The organism is Yersinia pekkanenii (assembly GCF_001152565.1).
Classification (GTDB): domain Bacteria; phylum Pseudomonadota; class Gammaproteobacteria; order Enterobacterales; family Enterobacteriaceae; genus Yersinia; species Yersinia pekkanenii.
The window spans coordinates 79,258-101,197 of sequence record NZ_CQAZ01000006.1 but is presented as its reverse complement, the minus strand read 5'-3'; the positions used below and the strand labels follow the sequence as shown (position 1 = coordinate 101,197).

Genomic DNA, 21,940 nt, shown 5'->3' with positions numbered 1-21,940 from the left:
CACTGACTGGAGTCAGCCCCTGGGGATTAGCTCAATTGCCGCCTTCCTGCAACTCGAATTATTTAGGGTATAACGGAATTGTGATTAAAAAATAGCCGATAGCGAGTAGCAGAGTAACGCTCTTTCGCTATTGGCTATTTCTCCGTGAACTTATCTCTACTTTTCGCGCAAATAACACTACCCATTTAGGCGCTAAATGTGCTGATCTATTTTACCGGGGGATTATTTATCACACTTATAAAAGCGTTAGTGCGCAAAACAGATAAAAGGTGTGAATAACTAATCTGCAATAAATTTTAAAACCTGACTCAACGAGATCTTATAGTGAAGATAAAAACAGTAGTCACTCTGCTATTCACGTTTCTACTCGCAGCTTGCGACAGAACTCCCCCCGAAGTCGTAGAAAGCGTACGTCCAGTAAAAATATTTACTGTAGAAGACAGCGGGCAAAATGGGACTCGCTATTTCCCGGCACGGCTACAAGCGGGTGATGAAACCCAGCTCTCCTTTAAACGCAGTGGGCAACTGGAACAGTTGTTGGTTCGCGAAGGTGAGCAAGTAAAAAAAGGCCAAACCATCGCCAAGCTGAATGACACGGATTTGAACCTACGGGTTAGAGACAGACAGTCCAGCTTTAATCTGGCGCGGGATCAATTTAACCGTTTTAATACCTTACAAGGGCAACGAGCTGTCTCTCGCGCAGAGTTGGATGTCCGCCGCGCCGAGATGGAGTCCGCACGAGCAGCCTTGGAAATTGCGCAAAAAGAACTCAGCGATGCCACTATTACCGCGCCTTTTGATGGCGTTATTGCCAATGTTAATGTGCGCAACCATCAGGTAATGGCGCCGGGTCAGGCAGTTGCAACATTAAGTGCACTGGATACACTGGATGTGGTGTTTAGTGTGCCAGAGCGCTTGTTTACCACGTTAGACATCAGTAATCGTAACTACAAGCCAACGGTATTACTTAACCATATGCCAGGGCGCGAATTTATTGCGGAATATAAAGAGCATACCACTTCTACCACTTCGGCTTCTCAGACCTTCCAGGTCACTCTGACCATGAAGCGCCCGGCGGATATGCCATTGCTTTCAGGTATCAGTGGCCGGGTAAGAATTAATTCGGGCAGTCTGTCCGGCACTGACCATCCGACCATTGTGGTACCGGTGGAAGCTGTGTTTAACCCTGATAGCACGCAACTAAATGATGCGCGAGTTTGGGTCATCAAAAATGATGATGGTCAGATGCATGTTGAAGAACGTCAGGTTCAGGTGGGTCAGCTTACCGCGAACGGCGTTCAAGTGACCTCTGGACTGGCTGACGGTGAGCTGATAGTTGCGGCAGGTACCGGCGAGCTTCGCCCAAATCAGGTTGTCCGGGCTTGGGTACGTGAGCGGGGTCTCTAATGAAGCTGCTTGATAATTTTATCAATAATACTACCCGTATCTGGTTAACGATCTTGTTGCTGGGTATTGGGGGGGTTATTGCTTATCTCAATATAGGCAGGCTGGAAGATCCGGCTTTTACTATCAAAACAGCAGTGGTTGTCACTCGCTATGATGGCGCGTCAGCACAACAGGTAGAGGAAGAAGTTACGCTGCCACTGGAAAATGCTATTCAGGAACTCTCTTATGTTGATGATGTTACCTCAATTTCCAGTGCCGGTTTATCGCAGATAACCATTAATATTCGTGCGCAATATGGTGCGAATGAGTTACCGCAAATCTGGGATGAGTTACGGCGTAAAATCAACGATAACAGCGTGCGTTTACCCCCTGGAGCCAGCGCTCCGATGGTCAACGACGATTTTGGCGATGTTTACGGCTTCTTCTTCTCTCTGACGGGTGATGGCTACAGTAACCAGGACTTGCGCAATTTTGCCGAACAACTGAGACGTGAATTGGTACTGGTTCCGGGCGTCGGTAAGGTAGGGATCGTCGGTATTCTGCCAGAAGAAGTTCAGGTGGAGATTTCCCGCGCCCAGATGACTGCCGCTGGCATTACGCCACAACAGTTATCCGATTTACTCAGCCGCCAGAACGTAGTGTCCGATGCCGGCCAGCTACAGGTGGGCAGTGAGTCGATTCGTTTACATCCGACCGGTGAATTCCAAAGTGTGCAAGAATTGGGGAATTTACTGGTTAGCCAGCCTGGCAGCCCGAAAAGCGTCTATCTGCGTGATATCGCGACGGTCACTCAGGGCTTTGGTCATTCACCGACAAATATTTATCGTGCTAACGGTAAGCCCGCACTGGCCTTGGGGATCTCGTTTGCGCCCAATGTCAACGTGGTTAACGTGGGTAATGCCATTAAAGCCCGATTGGCACAGCTTGAAGCTGAGCGCCCGTCAGGTATGCATATCAACGTGTTCTATGACCAGTCCCATGAAGTTGAAGGGGCGGTTAACGGCTTTATCCTTAACTTCCTGTTGGCACTGCTGATTGTTGTGGTCACCCTGCTGATTTTCATGGGAGTCCGCAGTGGTATCGTGATTGCTATCTCGCTGGCACTTAACGTACTCGGTACGTTGCTCATTATGTGGCTGTTTAACATAGAGCTACAGCGAGTGTCGCTAGGGGCGCTGATTATCGCGCTAAGTATGCTGGTGGATAACGCCATTGTGGTGGTGGAAGGCGTGGTGGTGGGCCGCCAGCGTGGCGAAAGTCTCTCTACGGCGATCGGCAATGTGGTAAAACGCTCGATGATGCCGCTATTGGGGGCGACTGTTATTGCCATTTTGGCCTTTGCCCCGATTGGCTTGTCCAACGATGCAACCGGCGAGTACTGTAAATCACTATTCCAAGTGTTGTTGATCTCGCTGATGTTGAGTTGGATCACTGCATTGACGCTAACACCGGTGTTTTCCAAGTGGGCATTCCAGGGCCAAAAGCCTGCGAAAGATGATACCGATAAGCCAGCTAAACAACCTTATGATGGCTGGTTGTTCCGCTATTATCGTGTGGTGCTGAACAAATTACTGCAATACCGTGCTGTTACTCTGATCGTGCTGGCGGCCTTATTGGTGGCATCGGTAGTGGGCTTTGGTAATGTTCGCCAAAGCTTCTTCCCGCCATCTAACACGCCAATCTTCTTTGTCGATATCTGGCTGCCGTACGGGACTGATATTAGTTATACCGAAGACGTAGCGGCCAAGGTTGAGCAGCATATCAAGCAGCAAAAAGGAGTGGCGGACACCATGGCGACGATTGGTCAGGGCGCAATGCGCTTTATGCTGACCTACAACGCCCAACGTCATTACCCAAACTATGCGCAGGTGATGGTCCGTACCGATCAACTGGACCAAATACCGGGCTTGATTGATGAAATCGAGTCCTACATGCATGACGAATACCCGCAGGTTGATGCACAGGTAAAACGCATCATGTTCGGGCCATCAAACAACAGTTCCATCGAAGCCCGCTTTATTGGCCCGGATCCAGAAGTGCTGCGTTCGCTGGCAGCGCAGGCGGAAAAAGCGATCATTGCTGATCCAATGGCTGATGGCGCAAGGCATGACTGGCAAGATCGTAGCAAAATGATCCGGCCACAATTCTCTGATTATCTGGGCCGTGAATTGGGTGTGGATAAACGTGAGGTTGATGGCACATTACGCATGAGCTTTGGCGGTCTGCCGGTAGGCTTATATCGTGATGGCACCCGCCTGATACCAATTGTGCTGCGCACACCGGATTCAGAGCGACTCAATGCTGAACGACTGAATGATGTGATGGTTTGGAGCCAGGCGCGCCTGGCCTTTATCCCGATAGATAACGTGGTCACCAGTTTTGAAACCGAGTGGGAAGATCCACTTATTATGCGACTGGACCGTAAACGGACACTGACAGTACAAACGGATCCGACCCAACAGGGTGGCGAAACGTCATCTGAGCTATTACAGCGCATCAGACCGGGTGTGGAAGCGGTTCAACTGCCACGAGGCTATGAACTTGAATGGGGTGGTGACTACGAAAGTACCAAGGAAGCACAACGGGGTATTTTCATCAGTTTACCTATCGCGTTTTTGATTATGTTTGTGGTGACGGTACTGATGTTCAGTTCGGTGCGTAATGCGTTGGCTATCTGGCTGACAGTGCCACTGGCGTTAATCGGCGTGACAGTTGGCTTCTTGCTCACTGGCATCCCGTTTGGCTTTATGGCTCTGCTGGGGCTGTTAAGTCTGAGTGGTATGTTGATACGTAACGGCATTGTGTTGGTGGAAGAGATTGGCTTACAGCGGCAGCAAAAACCACTGCGCGAAGCTATCATTGATGCGTCTACCGCCCGTTTACGGCCTATTATGCTGACGGCATTTACTACTGTTCTGGGGCTGGCTCCGCTGCTCAGTGATGCCTTCTTCCAGAGTATGGCTGTGGTCATCATGTTTGGTCTGGGCTTTGCAACGGTGCTGACATTGCTGGTGTTACCAGTGATTTACAGTTGTATGAATCCAGAACCTAAAGAGAAAGTGAGTGACGAACCTGTCAGTGAATAACGGCTAGCGTCGCGTTATCACTACCGAGAATGACCAAAGCTGCCCTTTTATCGGGGCAGCTTTTTTTATGGGTTACGTTTTTTCGGTGGCATGAATAATAGATATCCAGTAATAACAACACCGGTACTACCAGCAATGACAAATGTTATAGGGACGCCAACATAGTGGGCAAGACTTGAACCGATAACAGGGCCTGCGACCAGTGCTGCTAACTGTAAGCTGCGACAACTGGTTGAAATGACACCTAACATGTTGGTTGGTGCTTCATTTTGTAAAACAACACTGAATGACATTACGATACAGGCATAACAAAATCCATTGATAAACCAAATGATGCAGAAAATATAAAGATGAAGGTTATTAAAAGCCAAACAGAGGATACCAGCACTGAGCACAGTTAAACTGAAACCAATAAGTCCATAAATCATCAACTGTTGGTGACTAAATAATAAATTTATTTTCTTAAATAAGAAACCACACAAAATAGCACCTGTGGCGGTACTACTGACAATGATACCAAATGCATCAGCAGTAAACCCCTGAATTCTTAATAAAACTGAAAGAATTGAATCGTAGAGTCCAAGTGTCAGTGAGACGGCTAGAACCACTAAAAAAGAAGAGAACAACACATGGTTATTACGAATGATATTAGATACCAACCTAAAGTTAGGTAGAATTGTTGTTACATTTCCTGTTTTTTTAATCCATCTGGTTGTGAAACCAATTCTTATGGTTAGTAGCGATGTAATCAATGCCAGTAATGCTGTTAAGTAAAATCCACCTTGCGAATTTGTTATTGTGGCGATAAAGGCACCTATTAATGGGGCGGTTATTTTAATACACTGATCAATAACGTTTGTCAGTGTAATGGTTAGCAATATTTGCTCTTTATTTAATAACTCTCTAATTAATACTTGCTCGGCAGGGATCATTCCCAGATTGCTGATTCCCTTAAGAAAAACTCCAAATAAAAATAATTCATGATGAGTGACGATTGCAAGCCATGTCGAGGTTATAAAACGACCATAAGCACTTGCGAGTAATATAACTGCGGGTGAATATCTATCGGCCATTTGGCCAATGAATGGGCCTAATAATAATCCGGGGAAACCATATAGTGCGGCCGCTATTCCTAACTGATAAGCAGAAGCATTAAAATGAAAACTCATCACAGTAAAGATAAGTGTGAAGTCGATCCAAACAGCAATGGAATTAAATATTCTAGATGCAAATAAAGAAGGGTACCCAGCTATTTTAAAGAGGCTTAACATTAAGGTTTTCTCATTCTTTTAATGTGAAGTGTTTTTTGTATAAAAACGGTCATTTACAACAAAACCATCAAGTCCGTGTTGCAGCATATAGCTTGCTAACTCACTCGTTCGATTAATAAAACCTTTCCCATTAAAATTTAGTGAAGTATTAAATAGTACACCATAGCCTGTTATTTCCTTAAAGATTAATAGTAACTGATAAATATTGCTATTTTGAGCATTATTAATAGTCTGTGGCCGGGATGAACCATCAATATGAGTGATGGCTTGAAGATTTTTATCTAAAACATGAGCAAAAAATAGCATGTAAGGGCTAGGGTTATTTATGTCAAAAATATCAGGTGCATCGCTTTGTAAACAGATTGGGGCTATGGGTCTAAAAGATTCCCGATTTTTTATGGTATTTAAACGTGTCAATGTGGCCTTATTAAAAGGTGCTGCTAATATTGAACGGTTACCTAACGCTCTGGGGCCGAGCTCCGCTTTACCATTGGCCCATCCGATGATATCTCCACTGGCAAGAGCAGATGCGACATTATAATAGTTTAGTTTCTCATATTTCAAACCATAAATATCAATAATATCATCATTGAAATTTTGGCCGCAGTAAACATCCCAATCTATTTTTGCATTACCTGTAAAATAATACTGTGCATCAATAGCAGTTCCGATTGCAGAACCTGAGTCATTTACACACGGAGGAATAAAAGTATCATCGAATAAACCACAATTTAGCCACTTACTATTCCAATCACAATTCAAACCACAACCACCGCTTATCAGTAATGGCAGCTTCTGCTTAACGTATTTTTTAACTTCACGATAGAACTTTGTAAATATTGCATCAGTAAAGTGTCCTGCGAATTGCTTAAAAGCATCACTATCTACCCCAATATTATATAAGTGTGATTGTGAAAATTGAGTTTTACATAGGTTTTGATGATCTAAGGGTATACACATTAGACGGGATATTAGTTCCTCATCCTGTATTGTTTTTTTATCTCTATTACAGTAGGCAGCCAAAGCCATAATTTTACCCGCATCACCCAGCCTTACCTAGCCTCTCACAAATGGAAAGGTTTTATCAGCAATACCATATGAAAATGCATAGCGCACACCTACATCAGGCATGATATCAGCAAGTTTGTTAATATTTAGCTGTTGGTCAATATGATAGAAGGAACCGATATGCCCTTCCCATAGCAGTGCATAACAGGGTTTTCCCTGAAGAAAAGGTGACATCCCATAAGCACATAATAAATGAGAACGCTCATGAGATGAGGTGAAAAAAAACACATTATTTTGTAGAAAACCTCTCCTCACCGGTTCGGTTATTTCTAATCCCAAATAACCGGCACCAATATTACTTCCATGTGAGTTATTACCTGATGACCAGCCGCTGAGAGCAATTATATCTGGAGCATCATTTAGAGTTGTTAGGGCCTCAATGGTGCATTCAGTTGTGACAGGAGAATAACGAGTTCCAGAGTCTTTTTCCGCCTCATGGCAGAAGATTAATTTATTATTTTTAATATAACAAATACTGCCATCATGCCCTGGCTTAAACGATAATATTTTCATTTATTATTTCCTTTACTATTTATTTTTCGCTTTATAGTTTTTAGTAAATTAGGTGCAAAAGGGGAACCAGAGCTTGGTCCTGCACCGAGAAAAAACAAAACAGCCTCTTCTGCTTCATTTACGTCGAGTAACTTATTTATTTCTCGATCCAGAAAGTAGCCTGTTGGCCAAGATCCTAATTGCATAGCTGTAGTAATTAGCTGGAATGTTTGAATTAAACAACCAATATCAAATAAGGCTACGCGATATGCTCTGGAGTGAGGATATTTCCACCACATTTTTTAAAACATGAGGTGATAAAAATACCAAAAGCCAAGTCCTTGGCAAACATCTGAGCACATAAGAGACTTCCCAGTTTCTCACCGTTAATGTTAGTGCTGACGAGTGTTAATTTATGTTTTTGAGAATGGTAGTGATATATACCGGATACTAGCCCAGTGACATTTAAAGCGACTAGATAAGCCTCGCTGGTTTGTAGAGAACCACCTGATGGGGAGGTTCGACGATAACCTACAGATCTGAGCCCAGCAGCTTCCATTTCTGTTCGCGTTGAGCCATGAGGTGTACCAAACGTCCAATATAAAACCTCGGCCACTTCTTGTAGTGAAACGGCTTCTATCTTGAATTCTCTGCTTGTTTTACGCGCAAATAAAATATCAATAAATTTACTGTTAGCTAAAAAACGCTTGTTGGGTTTGGGTAAGTTAAATTTCTCCCCTGAACGCTGGTAATCTAGATCAGGAATATCCTTTACTATTGAGGCACAATAATTGACATAGCCTTCATAGCTATCATCAATTGGTAAACTCATATTTTTATCCAAAATGACTTGGGTCCCAATATGAAATATTTTTGATAGGCAGTCCCATCCCCAATTGCACATATTTCTATCATCGCAATCTAATATTCCACTATCTATAATGGTTTTATCTATCAGTGAATCTGTAAACTTATCACCATTTACAAGATCTTTAATTCTTTTCATATAGTCATCGTCTATCTCATATTGATTATGGTTTCTATAATCCCATAAAATAAACTTTCCATTAATGAGTGTTATAAAAATAAAAGGATCAATTATTTCCAATTCCATTTATCTGTATTTGAGGCAGTCAGCAAGGCTGACTGCCGATTGAGATGAAAAATAATCTAATAGTTAAACAGGATTGACGGGGCCAGTATAAGCATCATTCGATTGATATGAGAGAGTTGGTTCTATAGATATTTTTTTCATAAATAATATCTCCTTATTTTATTAAGTTAAATTTAATTAATGAACGGTATTAGTCATCTTAAGCAAATGACTCAAGTAGATTAGGTAATAAAATAAATTTATTCAAGGTGAGATTTGTATTTTAAGACTTTCTTTTAATTATAGTTATCTCTATTTTTAAGTTTTTTATTCAACATAATATTAAAAATAGAAAAATAATTTTTTGCACGAATGAAAACTATTATCGCTGAGCATTAGCATAAAAATGGATCCTCCCGAAGGCAAATTGTGCGCCATCTCTCTTCTCGTGGTTTTATCACCACACTCACGCTCCAATATGAAACCATGCTGAGATAATGGAGTTTCATAATGGAACGTTTTCATTGCTGATTCTCAGCCTGTTTTTTGCGCTTATAGTGGATGCAGTTTCATCAATTTAACCCTAAAAATTATTTATTCTTACATTATCTCGTACGCTACAGGAGCAAGATATGCTGAAAGTCATTCAATCTCCGTCAAAATATATTCAAGGTGCCAATGCATTACAGTCCATTGGTGAATTTGCTAACTCACAGGCTAATAACTATTTTATCATTGCTGATGATTTCGTGATGAAACTGGCTGCCGATACGGTAGGCTCCAGCCTGCACGCCAGTGGACTGAAAAATCATTTCAGCCGTTTTAATGGCGAATGCTCTCGTCAGGAGATAGAACGCCTGACACAGCTTGTATTACAGAACAGCAGCATGGAAGAGATCGAAACGCTGCTCTCATTCTGCCAGCAGCTGGGTTTACCGATGACTTTGGCAGAAATGGGGGGCACGCCGGATATCGAATGCAAAATTCGTGCGGTAGCCAAGGCCAGTTGTGCCGAAGGTGAAACCATCCACAACATGCCGTTTGACGTTACTCCAGACAGCGTTTATGCCGCCATTATCGTCGCTGACCGTTTGGGACAGGCTTTCCTCAACTAAGTTTAGTCACAGGCAAGTTGAACCATAGGCAAGTTGATCGACAGACATGCTAACGGACAGAGTTTGCCGGTGATCCTCACCACCGGTAACTCTGCCCACCAGTCATTCCCACTCGCGGAGCATAAAATGAAAAAATTAATTAACAGCGTTGAGAGTGTGTTACAGGAGCAAATTGAGGGTTTTGTTGCGGCTTATTCTGAGCTGAGATTGCATCAGGATCCGCTTTTTGTCACCCGAGCCGATGCACCTGTGAGTGGTAAAGTGGCATTGATGTCCGGTGGTGGTGGTGGTCACGAACCGATGCATTGTGGTTTTATCGGCGAAGGTATGTTGGACGGTGCCTGTCCTGGTGAGATTTTTACCTCTCCGACCCCTGATCAAATGTATGAATGCGGCCGGGCCATTGATGGCGGGCAGGGCGTGTTGATGCTGATTAAGAATTACACCGGCGATATTCTAAACTTTGAAACTGCGGCAGAGCTGCTGCATGACGGAGGTACTGCGGTTGCCACATTAGTGATAGACGATGATGTCGCCGTCAAAGATAGCCTGTATACCGCCGGACGGCGGGGGGTGGCCAATACGGTCATTATCGAAAAGTTACTGGGTGCCGCCGCAGTCCGTGGTGATTCATTGGATGAATGCGCAGTTCTCAGCCAGAAAATCAATAATCAGGGGCATTCTATCGGTGTTGCTCTCGCCGCTGGTACTGTCCCTGCGGCCGGTAAACCATCATTTATTCTGGCTGAAAACGAAATGGAATTTGGTGTTGGGATCTATGGCGAACCCGGTATTGAGCGGCGACCCTTTACTTGTTTGGATGACACTGTTGATGCCATGTTCAAAACCCTGATTGATCACGGCAGTTATCAACGCACTTTACGCCATTGGGACAGGCAAACTGGAGGTTGGAGCGAGGTACGCCAGAGTAAGCAGCAATTGGCGAAGGGCGATCGGGTGATTGTGTTAGTCAATAACCTTGGCGCGACGCCTCTATCGGAGCTTTATGGTGTTTGGTTCCGCTTGTCAGCCTGTTGCGCCAAATTTGGTTTGATTATCGAGCGCAAGTTGATTGGTTCTTATTGTACGTCACTGGATATGCAGGGTATGTCTATCACGATGTTGAAAGTTGATGATGAATTGCTGTCATTGTGGGATGCGCCGGTGAGTACACCTGCGTTGCACATGTCTTAACATAACAAGATGTTTTAGCATAACAATGTGTCTGGAGAAAACCATGGGACTTACCAAACAACAAATTGTCAGCTGGTTACAGCTCTGTGCTGTGGTTTTCAGCGAACAACGCGATTTTTTAACGCAGTTAGATACCGAAATCGGTGATGGCGACCACGGCCTGAATATGAATCGTGGCTTTAATAAAGTGGTCGAGAAGTTACCTTCTTTTGCTGATAAAGACATCGGCTTCATCCTGAAGAATACCGGTATGACGCTGCTTTCCAGTGTTGGGGGGGCGAGCGGCCCTCTGTTCGGGACGTTCTTTATCCGCGCGGCCCAAAGCACTAATGCCAAGCAGAGTCTGGATCTGGCGGCGGTTTGTCAGATGTTTAAAGATGGTGTGGAAGGGGTGGTGATGCGCGGCAAAGCTGAGCCGGGCGATAAAACCATGTGTGATGTTTGGTGGGCGGTGGTGGATCAGCTTGAGTTGGCTAATCAGCAGGGGATACCGTTGGTGGATGCTTTGCAGCACACCATTGAACGTGCCCAACAAGCATTGGTTGGGACTATCATCATGCAGGCCCGTAAAGGCCGTGCCAGCTATCTTGGCGAGCGCAGTATTGGACATCAAGATCCTGGGGCGACATCAGCCATGTTGATGATGCAAGCGTTATTACAGGTTGCCAGTCATTAATAGGGCTGACCGACAAGGTTATCAGGAGGAAGAATGGTCAATCTCGTGGTAGTTTCTCATAGCGCGCTGCTGGCTCAAGGTGTAGTCGAACTGGCACAGCAAATGACACAAGGGGGCTGCCAGCTAGCGGTTGCCGCCGGTGTAGACGATGCAGATCATCCTATTGGCACGGATGCTATTAAAGTAATGGAAGCCATTGAGTCGGTTTACTCTCCATCCGGTGTGTTGGTGTTGATGGATTTAGGTAGCGCCTTACTCAGTGCAGAAACGGCACTGGAGTTATTAGCCCCCGATATGGCGCAGAATGTGCAACTTTGCTCCGCTTCACTGGTAGAAGGGACGTTGGCTGCCGTGGTTGCCGCATCATCAGGTGCGTCACTGGCTGAGGTTCGTGCTGAAGCCATGGGGGCGCTAGCGGCTAAAGCCGCTCAGTTAGGAGAAAAGGCTTCGGCACCAACCAGTAGTGCGATTACCAAGGTGGCACCCGATGCCCAGAGCGTCAGTTGGATAGTCCGTAATCCTGACGGATTACATGTGCGACCAGCGGCTAAATTAGTCGCAGTATTGGCACCGTTCGCCGCCGATTTATTATTGGAAAAAAATGGCCAGTGTGTGAATCCACGTAGCCTGAACCCGTTAGCCTTATTGCAGGTACGTAAGGGCGATACCATCCGTTTGCTGGCCAGTGGTGAGCAAGCCGGTGAGGCGCTGGATGCTTTTATGCAATTGGCTCAACAGCATTTTGGTGAATCAATTGCCACTCCCGGTGATAGTGGATTCACTGGAGTAATGGTTCCTCGCGGGTCTATCAGTGCGCCATTGTTACAGTGGTTACCGGCCATTCCGGTTTTTCTACCTCAAACCATCAATGCTGGACAGGTTGCTAACGAACAGCAGCGTTTACATCAGGCGCTGGCTCAAACGGTGGCTGATTTGCAGCAGTTGGCGCAACAGGCAGAACAGCAGATCGGTACCGAAGTAGCCGCCATTTTCAATGCTCATGGGATGCTGATTGATGATGATGGACTCTATCAGGCGATGGATGCACGAATAGAGCATCAGCTAATTTGTGCAGAGTCTGCGTTGCAGGATGAACTGATGGCAATGGTGGCTGATCATCTGGCACGGGATGATGACTATCTGCGTCTCCGGGAATTGGATATCCGCGATATTCTTAATCGTACACTGGGCCATTTGACCGGGTTACCGCCGCTGCCACTTTCAGTGACCGAGGAAGTTATATTATTAGCCGAGGAGCTATTTCCATCACAGATGATTGGGCTGGATAACCGGCAGATAAAAGGCATCTGTTTAAGCAAAGGGCATATTCTGTCTCATAGCGCTATCCTGGCTAAAGAGTTGGATATTCCGATGTTAGTCGGAGCCGTGGGTTGCCTGGAGGGTAGCCATAATGGGCAAAAAGCCTTATTGGATACCGCCATCGGGGTATTGAAACTCCAGTAAAATAACGGCCAAAATAATCTATTCAATATGCAGCCCGTATTAACTCAGGCCGGCTATTTGCGGGACCAAACAACCCAGTGGGGATAAAATCTGGTTTTTCCAGTTATATCGCGTTTTTATTAATGTTGCACCCGCCTGCCTGACCTTATCTATTTCAACCTCGCTTAATTGGCAAACCCGACGTATTACCTCCGCTAAACTGACTGCATTTCCCGGAATATGAAGGAACCCATCAACACCATGTTCGACTTGTTCGCTTAAACCGCCAGAATCTGCAACGACTAACAATGCCCCCTTTTTTCTGGCCAGCCAGCGTGATTCCATAGGAATTAATCCATTAGGTTCATTCTCGGCAGAAAGTACACATACCCGCGTGTTACGCCATTGAATAAGGCATGCCATCAGTTCTCGATCAAAAGAATTTATTATTAATGTTGGTCGATTGAGCTGACTGGCGAGTACCGATAATTCCGGTAACACAGGATCACTAACAACAACCAGATAAATGTCATCATCCAGATAACGGGCTGCCTTGAGCAGCAAATCATGGCGTTTGTAATACACCCCTCTCCCTAAGGTGATCGCCAGTGGATGTTCCAGCGATATTCCGTGGGATCTAAGAGTATCACTGATCTCCTGATCACTGCGGATCCTGAACCAAGGGTCATTGATATTTATACCTGCGGGGACCGGTATAAATGTTTGCGGCTCTGCGCCGTATTGTGCCACTAAGTGAGTCGCCAGGAAGTGGCTGATATTGCCGAGTTTGATTGTAGAATCAATCTTGGCCCAGTGGATAGGTAATGATTCAGCCATAAGACGTTCTGGATTAGGTAATGGCATTTCATGATTAAACGCGGTGCCATGAGAAATATAGATAACTTTTAAATTCACCGCTTCAATTTTGGCATGTAGGCTGGCAATTAAAGGGGTAAACGAGAATGGTAGTTCATGGCAGAATGCCAGAGTAATATCGTAATTTGCGCTGATATCAATAATTTTTGCTGCTCCTGCGGCCGATGATATTTGCCAGTTTTGTAAATTACCAAGAAAAGCATCACCATATGGCCATGAACAATCGGCTCCTTTTCCCTGCGTCATATCCGGTACTGTAGAAAAAGATCCCCCCATATGATGAATCTGATCTATATAATTGGCCCGGCAATGACTATCAAAGAAAACGTTATATTTGCTGCATGCAATCTCAATAAAATGAGGTTCTAGCTGGATATTGTGATTAGCCAATAAATCAATAACCTCAGGTAGTGCCTGAATTTGCCCTCTGATATAAGACCCCACACCGCCAACGAACAATTGAATGCCTTCCGTGGCTAAATGGATGATACCGACTTTTAAATTGTGTCCTTTGTGAACTGGCAATGTATTTCCATTCATATAAAAAGCCTTATTTTTTTGAAACTTTATAGTTATTGATGAATAATAAATCCAAGCCGCAATGCAAGAATAAATCCACCGCATCGTGTGGCGTTTCTACTATTGGCATTCCTTTGATATTTAAAGAGGTATTTAGCAGTATCGGTACACTAGTTTCTTCAAAGAAAGAGGTTATTAATCTATGAAATCTTTCATTGATTTCCTTTTTGACTGTTTGTACGCGAGCGCTACCATCGACATGTACAATTGAAGGTAGTTCAGATCGATATTGCTCTTTTACATAGGCAATAAATAGCATGTAGTCACTGTCATGATCGAGGTCAAAATAGTCATGTACATTTTCATGCAAAACGGCAGGTGCAAAAGGCCGGAAATCCTCACGATATTTAACATTGGCATTAATATGGTCTTTCGTCTGCGTACCCCTGGGATCTGCCAGAATACTTCTATTCCCTAAGGCGCGTGGTCCGAATTCAGATCCCCCCTGGAACCAGGCAATAACATTACCGGCCGCAATGGAGTTGGCGGCAACGGTTTCAATATCATCACAGTGGATATAATCAATTTTATCAGCGAACTTTTCAAGTTCGGCGACAACATGAATATCATCATATATTTTGCCAAAGAACGTCGAACCAGAATGTTTTACGCGTTCTTTTTTAAGGACTTCCAGCCAACCGTAATAACAACAACCGATAGAAAGCCCGTTATCGCCAGCCGCAGGCTGAATATAAAGATGATCAAATTCGCACCCATTAATCAGTTTCTCATTAGCCGTAGCATTTAATGCCACACCGCCAGCATAGGCAAAGTTTTTCATTGGGTTAAGTTGGTAATAATGATTGAACAGATAGAATAACGCTTGTTCAAGCTTGGTTTGTGCCCAATAAGCCAGATCGGAATAATATTGAAAATTGTCGTGGAAATGAGTCGGGTGGGTGTTTAGCAGAGGATCGATGTTTGCCCACCACTCATTACGCAGTACTACTTTACCGCAATCGAAAAAGAACGGTTCCCAATTAATAATATTCGGTCTTCCATAGGGCGCTAATCCCATCAACTTACCGGCACAATCTAATTCTCCAAAAATATATAGCGCTATCCCTTCATAGAACTCCCCAATAGAATTCTCTATTTCCCATGTTGAAACCGGGTAGTCTGTTCTATTTTTACGATTAACCCATCGGGAGAAGTCTTTGAATATCGGTTGCATCTTACCATTTTGGTAAACGTAGTAACTGCATGTTTCCCAGTAATGATAACGATTATTGATATGGATATTGTTTATGCCACTGATATTATTAATAGCATCATTACAGCTATCTAAACTGCCACCATGGCCATCAATAACCACTACCCCCATATCATCAAAAGGTGAGGTTCCTACTGCACTATAGGCATGTGCCAGGTGATGGGACAGCGTTACAATTGGAACCATGGCGGGCAATACCCTATTTTTACGGTGTTCTAATTGCTCGCTAAACCGTGGGTTATAAGAATTTTGCTCTACTATTAGTGTCAGATCACTATATTCAATGCCCGCCGCCTCTAAACAGTATTGAATGGTTTTATTATCATTAAATCCGTCATGCTTTATTCTGGATATTCTTTCTTTTTCGATTGAAAATATAATTTCTCCGTCTTTCATGAGACATGTTGAACCATCATGGGATAAGGCGGTACCGAGGATGTAAATTGGTTTACACATAATTAATATCCTTATTAATTTGGTATGGCATCAGTTTAGAAGGTAAGCGAGCCGACGTGATAGAGCCAGTGTCGTTAACGAGGGATTGGCTGCGCCGGGTCGTGGAAATGTACTTGGGCCGACAGCAAATAAATTATTTATATTATTGAATTCATGTTGATCATTCAATACCTCTCCTAAAGGCAAAGTGCTGCTTTCATGGTTTTCGGTTCCGAGCGGGCTTATCCATGTAGCGGGTATATTATAATTTACGATTCTCCCTGGAGAATAAAACTCATGGAAGACATCCCCCATAGTTCTGGCATGTACAGTAAAACCACCTTCAAAAGATAAAGGGTAAAATGGAGTTTTAGTTTTGTAACAAATTTCACACCAGAATAGATTTAATTCATTTTGTTCTTTTTTTATTAAACTATGTTCAGAAATATTTAAACTACACGAAATTGATAAAGGTCTATTTCCATCATGAGTTTCTAAACTAATATTTCCTTGAATTGATGGAATTTGTTCACCCATCGTCCATACTTCCAGGTCAAGACCAAAATCTGACGGGGTCAGGGTGAAGAATAAATTAAATCTCTCTCCTGATAAACTACGACTAAAGAAGATAGCACCGGGTTTATCCTCAATTAATTTACTTATTTCGATAGGAATTTTGCTGTACTGAAGTGTCACATTAAACCCTTGCACAATGTGATCAACAAGTCCGGTTATTTTTTTCTCTATTAAATATCCAGTATTATAAAGGGCTTGAGCGGCTAAACGTGAGTTTTCAATGGTACCCAATGCCAGAACGCATTTATTAGCGATAACATGATGTATCTCATTTGACTCAATGTTTTTTAGCCTGGCACCAATACATTCTCCGTTTTTAATAATAAGCGCTATAGCTTCATATCCAGGGATGATGATTGGCTGGGATCTTAATTTGTTATCTTCTTTCCAGTAGGATAGTGGCGAATAGGCTTCCCAACGGCCTGATACACCTATATTTCGAGTCGCCTGAGGCACTATTTTAAAATTAAAATCAGATAATTTGAAGCGGTAGTCGGTGTCATGACTCTTTTCTGCCCAAGATAATATCTCCGACTGCACTTGCGTGTAAAGCGATGGGCCGCCTAACCAAGTTTCGGTGAGATCACTGACTATCTTTGAAGGCCAATATTGCAGGGTTTCTGCCTCTATTGGCAGAGTTACACCATGCCAATAAAGTGATCTGCCGCCAACTCTTCGACGCAGGCAAGACCCTATTGAGAAATGAGGTTCATTTAAAGAGCGCCATGAGCGGTAGGCATACTTATCAGCGTATTCATTTTTCCATAACTCATTAGCATGTTGATATTCATCTCCCGCATTTATATGACTACAATCGTCAGCAGGCCCGGCTTCAATAACAATAACATCTTTAATGCCTCTATTATCTAAATGCTTGGCTAACTCTAATCCTGACATGCCACCCCCTAATATTAAAATATTAATTCGTGATGGAATGTCATTTTTACTTATGGTTTTGTGCGTATTCATAATATCCTCTTGTAAGATAAATTTTATTGCAGTTGATGGATGAATTTTTGCCATGGGCCTTCAGGGAACTTTGACTGAACAAATAATTTATTACTGGCTAACCGCGATTTAATGGTGGCCTCTCCCGCAGCATGCAGACGCATCCATTCAAACAGTTGTTGTGCTGCATCTACAGGATGCTCTGGGATTACTTTTATATAATGGTATTCAGGGCCATAGAACTCAGTAAATGCCGAGTACTGTGTCACGGCACAGGGCAGGCTTGCAATGGCGGCAAGGGCTGGCGCTAAACCGACACTTTCTACATTTTCTACGTTTGGGGTAAATAAAACCGCCCCAGATAAAACATGACAAATGATAAGCAAATCAATTTCATCCAAATACCATTTATTGTCTTTGTTTTTATATGTTTGTAGCGGCACTTCATCTAAAAATATAGTCTCATCTTCAAGATTAAGTATTTTTACCTGTTGTTTCAAATCATGTGCATACTCAGGATCTTCATTCATATTGCCAAATATCAGTAGTTTTGGGGTAGATAACCCCTTCTCTTTATAAATGTTAAATAGCTCATTAAATACATTTATTGATATTTCGATACCTTTAACTCTAAATACTCTGACAGGAACGATAACAATAGATGAGCCTACCGGTATATTATGTTGACTTAAAAAGTCAATATGAATATTACTGAATTTCGAAACGTCGATAGTTGGCAAAATATTTGGAATGACATCGGCTTTAAGCTCAGTTGGATAGTTTTTGCTTTCATTTGCTAAAGCTTCAGAAACCACTATCCATTTAGTATAGGCATTATCCTGTGGTATAGGGGTTAATATATTTGGTGCTTTAGGATACAGTCTCTCTTCATGCTCATAAATGGCATAGCTACCAAAGAGATCATGATCCCAGAATATTACACCCCCATTCTCTTTATTACCCCAATACGTTTTCGCCGCATTATGGAGCGCCAGGCTAACAGGAACAGCATCAGAAATTGTTAAATTTAAAGAGAATACCCAGTCAATAGCGTTCTCTTCAAACCAATTAAGAAAGTATTCCTGATAGAGTTTAGAAATTGAAATAATATCCTGCTCGGCATTTTTTATTTCTACGCTTGTTAATGATTCAAATTTAGCTACCTTACTTCTTATCTCAAGTATTTTGTTGCCAAAGTCAGTACCATCGATTGATCTATGGTGAATGGAACTTATTTTCATCCATGTTGGATAATGCGATTTTCGGCTGCCATCAGGCAAGAAATATTTTTTATCTGGTCGCCATGAGAAACCTAAATCAGTGGGTATTTCATTAATTATTATGTTGTTTTTTATGGCTATTTCTGCCACGTTTCTAAATATGGTTAGCAGACCACTGGTCGGCAGACCATCCCCAGATACAATAGCCCACTTCATTTTCTTCATTATTTCTCTCCTAAGATTATAGATCTAATTTTGTTAACTTATTTGATAATATATTGATTAATGAAAATATTGATATACAGCCAATTAATATTGAAATAAGTGCAAATCTTAATGATGTCATATCTGCTAATAAACCGATTAATGGCGGAGATAGTAGTAGTCCAACTCTAGACATCCAAGTGGCGAAGGTAATCCCGCTAGCCGCATTTATATTAGGTAATTGACCAATAAATGAAATTATTAATGGAAATATAACAGATATCCCTAGTCCTATTAGTGAAAAACCTAATATTGAAAAAAAAGTTGAGTGAATGCTTATAATTGTAATTATTCCTAATGTGGCTATTATTATGCCATATTTTAATGTGATGATTTCCCCCAGTTTATTTGTAAAGTAGTCACCAAAAACTCGACCAATAACCATCGATATTTGGCAAGCTAAATAAGGTAAACCGGAAATAACAGGTGAAGCGTTATAATAGTCCTTCATGTATATAGCGCCCCAGATACTGGCTGTTTCTTCTATACCGCATGTGAACACAAGTAAAATTAATGCAATAACATACAGTTGGTTTCCTAAGGAACCCTTACGCTTTTTAATGTGCTCACCAGTGAAAATATTATTATGTAAGTTTTCTCTTCGAAATAAAATTATATAACTAACTAATATAAATGTATTTATTGAGAGTATGGTGATGCTAAATTGCCCCATTGAAAGTCCTAAACCAATTGCCGAAACAGCGATTAACCCACCAAAAATTGTGCCAATACTCTCTGCACCATGAAATCGATTAATCAAACTTTGGCCCTGTGATCTTTGTACTTCGAGTGCTTGCACATTCATACAGGTATCTGCCCAAGCATCAAAAACACCGAACATAAAGAGTAATAGTGTTATTTTATGCCATGATGATGCAAATGGAATTATTGATATATATACAATAAAAAACACAAATGTTATGATTGTTGCCCAGTATAGCCCAATATAATTAATGAGGTGTTTAGACAATAACCCTAAGATAATTGCCCCCGCTGGGATTGCTGATATCATTATGCCAACCATATAATTACTTAACTGAAATTTTCCCTTTAACTCTGGAATCCATGGTATTAGGCTGGCATATGCAATGCCATGAATGAAAAAGAGTAACGATAATACGATATTTTGTTTGGTTAGCGATTTTTTAATATTCATTAAATTAATTTCACATAAATTTATAGTCACGATATATAGTTGAAGTCAAACCCTAGTATATTTCGGTAACCTATTTTTATTGATGGGTCGTTTAATTTTATAGGTGTGACCATGTGCCAAATTGTCGAGTTCTTATCGATATGAAAGAGACCCTCACCGCAATCCAGGGTATGTGATTTAATAAATTCATTTCTTTCAGTACAGTAGAGTTTGCTCGTTCCACCTTCCATATTATGTTTGTCAATTACCAGTGCTGATACAATGTAGTCGCTCCCGTCCTGATGTAAGCCCTCGGGAGAATTACAGGCTGAATTTGTTGTATGATCAATAATTAAAGATATTTGATGGCAAATTATTTTGACTTCTTTTATTTTTACTTGAGGTTCGCACTCACATAACATGGCTACAAAATTTTTAATGAGTTTTTTTAATGAAGGTGAGTGACTTATTTCTGGCGGTATTGGTGGGAATTTACGTATTAACTTCCTTAAGTCTAACTGGTGGTCAGCATGCTGTCTAAAGGCGGTTAACTCAGAGAGTTCAACATTATTTATTTCCCATTTATTATTGACACGTTTAACTATGAACTGGCTAATTCCTCTTTTCCTAAAAGGTTTATAGGAATAAAAAATTTTTTTATCTGATGCAGATAATAGTGATATGAAATTTTGAATGGTTTCAGGGGGAGACTCATCATCAAGATAGTGTTGTGCCTCCTGTAAAATCAGGTTGGTATCATGGTGATGTTTTTTTATTAAAAATTTTAATTGAGATATTTTTATATCATTAGTATCCCATGCTAATGATTCAAATGATAACTCCTTTTTAAGTGAGTTTATATTCATGCCAAACTCATTGATATTGAACTTAATGATTTTATATTTCACTCCCATGATTTATATCCTCTATCCCTAATTTATTATTGACTATTCATATTAATAAAAATAAGTTATGCAATGTTTTATATGTTTATTGCAATTAACTGCGTTGTTAGTTTAATTAAATTCGCAAGTTATTTATTTTTATATATCAAAGATCTCTTTTCGGCAAGCTTTTATAAAACGTATTGGTATATATATTAAGCTAATTATGCGTTATTAATGATGCTTATTTTTTAATGTTATATGGAGTTGTAACGTTTACAGATAATAACGTAAGTTAACTTAATTAGAGGGGAGGTTAATAGCTAAGAGTCATATCATGCCAATTGTTTTCTGGACAAAGTACTATTGTTCGGCCTATTCCTAATAAGACCGCCATTTCATTAAGCTGGCCCTGGCATACCAATGCTGTGCGAATAATCGCCTGTCTTTCTAATTCTTGCAGTGATAAGACTGGTTGAGGCGGTGGCATATCTGGTGCCATTGAGTGGATTACATCAGTTTTTGGCAGCGCAGCCAAGAATCAGTTAGCGCGGGAGTGATGACCGGCTCAGTGTTGCTCATTCAGCACCTCAGAAGCTGAGTACCGCCAATGCATTTGGCTCGGTGGAATCAGTCTATTTTGCGCCAACAGCATTTTGGCGATACCGTTAATGATCATTCGTTGCTGGTTTTTTGACTGGTTAGCGTTTTTCACCGGTTATTGTTTTTCACTGAATGAACCGGTCGCCTTGAAAGATTGTTCATTCTAACATGGGTAAGGACAACAACCCGTGTTGCAGGCACCGTTCGGTATTTCCGGTAGAGAGCTTCTTACCAAACCTAGACTTTGTCTGAATGCCCTATTGCCATATAAATGATAATCATTATTGTATTCGGTATTGCTGAATATGAATATTATTCAAGTCCTACTACTGCGGAGAAACTGACATCAGTTGGATGACAGG

General features: G+C 42.0%; 17 protein-coding genes and 1 pseudogene. 6 read left to right on the top strand and 12 right to left on the bottom strand.

Going from position 1 to position 21,940, the window contains the following annotated elements; genetic code table 11:
• Positions 1–324: 324 nt before the first annotated feature.
• Positions 325–1,407: an efflux RND transporter periplasmic adaptor subunit gene (locus AEP37_RS04625; RefSeq protein WP_049610579.1), complete on the top strand. Its 1,083-nt coding sequence runs from the start codon at positions 325–327 to the stop codon at positions 1,405–1,407.
• Positions 1,407–4,493 (top strand): efflux RND transporter permease subunit, encoded by a 3,087-nt coding sequence (locus AEP37_RS04620; protein WP_049610575.1) that lies wholly within the window; start codon positions 1,407–1,409, stop codon positions 4,491–4,493. Before AEP37_RS04625 ends, AEP37_RS04620 begins: the two co-directional genes overlap by 1 nt.
• A 65-nt stretch (positions 4,494–4,558) precedes the next feature.
• Here AEP37_RS04620 and AEP37_RS04615 read toward each other — a convergent pair whose 3' ends face one another.
• The 5 genes from AEP37_RS04615 to AEP37_RS04605 are packed head-to-tail and all read right to left on the bottom strand — an operon-like array spanning position 4,559 to position 8,438.
• The gene (locus AEP37_RS04615; protein ID WP_072086239.1) at positions 4,559–5,764 is read right to left on the bottom strand and encodes an MFS transporter; all 1,206 of its coding nucleotides are present in this window, start codon (positions 5,762–5,764) and stop codon (positions 4,559–4,561) included.
• A gap of 18 nt (positions 5,765–5,782) precedes the next feature.
• Entirely contained in the window at positions 5,783–6,793 is a 1,011-nt protein-coding gene (locus AEP37_RS26930) for a carbamoyltransferase C-terminal domain-containing protein (protein WP_202905458.1), read from the bottom strand.
• A gap of 27 nt (positions 6,794–6,820) precedes the next feature.
• Positions 6,821–7,345, bottom strand: coding sequence for a hypothetical protein (locus tag AEP37_RS26925; RefSeq protein WP_202905459.1), 525 nt, complete (start codon positions 7,343–7,345; stop codon positions 6,821–6,823).
• Positions 7,342–7,623 (bottom strand): nitroreductase family protein, encoded by a 282-nt coding sequence (locus AEP37_RS26920; RefSeq protein ID WP_202905460.1) that lies wholly within the window; start codon positions 7,621–7,623, stop codon positions 7,342–7,344. Before AEP37_RS26920 ends, AEP37_RS26925 begins: the two co-directional genes overlap by 4 nt.
• The gene (locus AEP37_RS04605) at positions 7,584–8,438 is read right to left on the bottom strand and encodes a nitroreductase family protein (protein WP_202905461.1); all 855 of its coding nucleotides are present in this window, start codon (positions 8,436–8,438) and stop codon (positions 7,584–7,586) included. Before AEP37_RS04605 ends, AEP37_RS26920 begins: the two co-directional genes overlap by 40 nt.
• A 611-nt stretch (positions 8,439–9,049) precedes the next feature.
• Between AEP37_RS04605 and AEP37_RS04600 the strand changes: the two genes are divergently transcribed.
• The 4 genes from AEP37_RS04600 (at position 9,050) to dhaM (ending at position 12,866) form a co-directional block, all read left to right on the top strand.
• Entirely contained in the window at positions 9,050–9,532 is a 483-nt protein-coding gene (locus AEP37_RS04600; protein WP_049610566.1) for an iron-containing alcohol dehydrogenase, read from the top strand.
• 126 nt (positions 9,533–9,658) lie between these two features.
• On the top strand, positions 9,659–10,726 hold the full coding sequence (gene dhaK / locus AEP37_RS04595; RefSeq protein ID WP_049610562.1) for a dihydroxyacetone kinase subunit DhaK: 1,068 nt from the start codon (positions 9,659–9,661) through the stop codon (positions 10,724–10,726).
• 43 nt (positions 10,727–10,769) lie between these two features.
• A complete protein-coding gene (dhaL, locus tag AEP37_RS04590) occupies positions 10,770–11,402 on the top strand; it encodes a dihydroxyacetone kinase subunit DhaL (RefSeq protein WP_049610559.1) in 633 nt (210 codons plus the stop codon).
• A gap of 33 nt (positions 11,403–11,435) precedes the next feature.
• Complete coding sequence (gene dhaM / locus AEP37_RS04585) at positions 11,436–12,866, top strand: dihydroxyacetone kinase phosphoryl donor subunit DhaM (protein ID WP_049610555.1); 1,431 nt, start codon at positions 11,436–11,438, stop codon at positions 12,864–12,866.
• 39 nt (positions 12,867–12,905) lie between these two features.
• On the opposite strand, the gene AEP37_RS04580 is transcribed toward dhaM, so the two are convergent.
• From AEP37_RS04580 to AEP37_RS24625, 7 genes and pseudogenes are all read right to left on the bottom strand, one after another.
• On the bottom strand, positions 12,906–14,261 hold the full coding sequence (locus AEP37_RS04580) for a glycosyltransferase family 4 protein (RefSeq protein ID WP_082170686.1): 1,356 nt from the start codon (positions 14,259–14,261) through the stop codon (positions 12,906–12,908).
• 10 nt (positions 14,262–14,271) lie between these two features.
• On the bottom strand, positions 14,272–15,969 hold the full coding sequence (locus AEP37_RS04575) for a carbamoyltransferase family protein (RefSeq protein ID WP_049610552.1): 1,698 nt from the start codon (positions 15,967–15,969) through the stop codon (positions 14,272–14,274).
• 30 nt (positions 15,970–15,999) lie between these two features.
• The gene (locus AEP37_RS04570; protein WP_049610663.1) at positions 16,000–17,493 is read right to left on the bottom strand and encodes an FAD-dependent oxidoreductase; all 1,494 of its coding nucleotides are present in this window, start codon (positions 17,491–17,493) and stop codon (positions 16,000–16,002) included.
• Positions 17,494–17,516: 23 nt separating this feature from the next.
• The gene (locus tag AEP37_RS04565; protein ID WP_049610550.1) at positions 17,517–18,917 is read right to left on the bottom strand and encodes a glycosyltransferase family protein; all 1,401 of its coding nucleotides are present in this window, start codon (positions 18,915–18,917) and stop codon (positions 17,517–17,519) included.
• Positions 18,918–18,933: 16 nt separating this feature from the next.
• Positions 18,934–20,112 carry an MFS transporter gene (locus AEP37_RS04560; protein ID WP_049610547.1) on the bottom strand — a complete coding sequence of 393 codons (1,179 nt, stop codon included), beginning with the start codon at positions 20,110–20,112 and terminating at the stop codon, positions 18,934–18,936.
• A gap of 26 nt (positions 20,113–20,138) precedes the next feature.
• Positions 20,139–21,005, bottom strand: coding sequence for a 2OG-Fe dioxygenase family protein (locus AEP37_RS04555; protein ID WP_049610544.1), 867 nt, complete (start codon positions 21,003–21,005; stop codon positions 20,139–20,141).
• 337 nt (positions 21,006–21,342) lie between these two features.
• Positions 21,343–21,477, bottom strand: a pseudogene (locus AEP37_RS24625) (helix-turn-helix domain-containing protein); the annotation flags it as partial.
• Between the last annotated feature and the right edge of the window lie 463 nt (positions 21,478–21,940).

Coding starts and splice junctions, on each gene's coding strand:
- AEP37_RS04560 (WP_049610547.1), bottom strand. CDS start 20,112: ATGAATATTAAAAAATCGCTAACCAAACAAAATATCGTATTATCGTTA.
- AEP37_RS26925 (WP_202905459.1), bottom strand. CDS start 7,345: ATGAAAATATTATCGTTTAAGCCAGGGCATGATGGCAGTATTTGTTAT.
- AEP37_RS04575 (WP_049610552.1), bottom strand. CDS start 15,969: ATGTGTAAACCAATTTACATCCTCGGTACCGCCTTATCCCATGATGGT.
- dhaK (WP_049610562.1), top strand. CDS start 9,659: ATGAAAAAATTAATTAACAGCGTTGAGAGTGTGTTACAGGAGCAAATT.
- dhaL (WP_049610559.1), top strand. CDS start 10,770: ATGGGACTTACCAAACAACAAATTGTCAGCTGGTTACAGCTCTGTGCT.
- AEP37_RS04615 (WP_072086239.1), bottom strand. CDS start 5,764: ATGTTAAGCCTCTTTAAAATAGCTGGGTACCCTTCTTTATTTGCATCT.
- AEP37_RS26920 (WP_202905460.1), bottom strand. CDS start 7,623: ATGTGGTGGAAATATCCTCACTCCAGAGCATATCGCGTAGCCTTATTT.
- AEP37_RS04555 (WP_049610544.1), bottom strand. CDS start 21,005: ATGGGAGTGAAATATAAAATCATTAAGTTCAATATCAATGAGTTTGGC.
- AEP37_RS04580 (WP_082170686.1), bottom strand. CDS start 14,261: ATGAATGGAAATACATTGCCAGTTCACAAAGGACACAATTTAAAAGTC.
- AEP37_RS04605 (WP_202905461.1), bottom strand. CDS start 8,438: ATGGAATTGGAAATAATTGATCCTTTTATTTTTATAACACTCATTAAT.
- AEP37_RS04600 (WP_049610566.1), top strand. CDS start 9,050: ATGCTGAAAGTCATTCAATCTCCGTCAAAATATATTCAAGGTGCCAAT.
- AEP37_RS04565 (WP_049610550.1), bottom strand. CDS start 18,917: ATGAAGAAAATGAAGTGGGCTATTGTATCTGGGGATGGTCTGCCGACC.
- dhaM (WP_049610555.1), top strand. CDS start 11,436: ATGGTCAATCTCGTGGTAGTTTCTCATAGCGCGCTGCTGGCTCAAGGT.
- AEP37_RS04570 (WP_049610663.1), bottom strand. CDS start 17,493: ATGAATACGCACAAAACCATAAGTAAAAATGACATTCCATCACGAATT.
- AEP37_RS04620 (WP_049610575.1), top strand. CDS start 1,407: ATGAAGCTGCTTGATAATTTTATCAATAATACTACCCGTATCTGGTTA.
- AEP37_RS26930 (WP_202905458.1), bottom strand. CDS start 6,793: ATGGCTTTGGCTGCCTACTGTAATAGAGATAAAAAAACAATACAGGAT.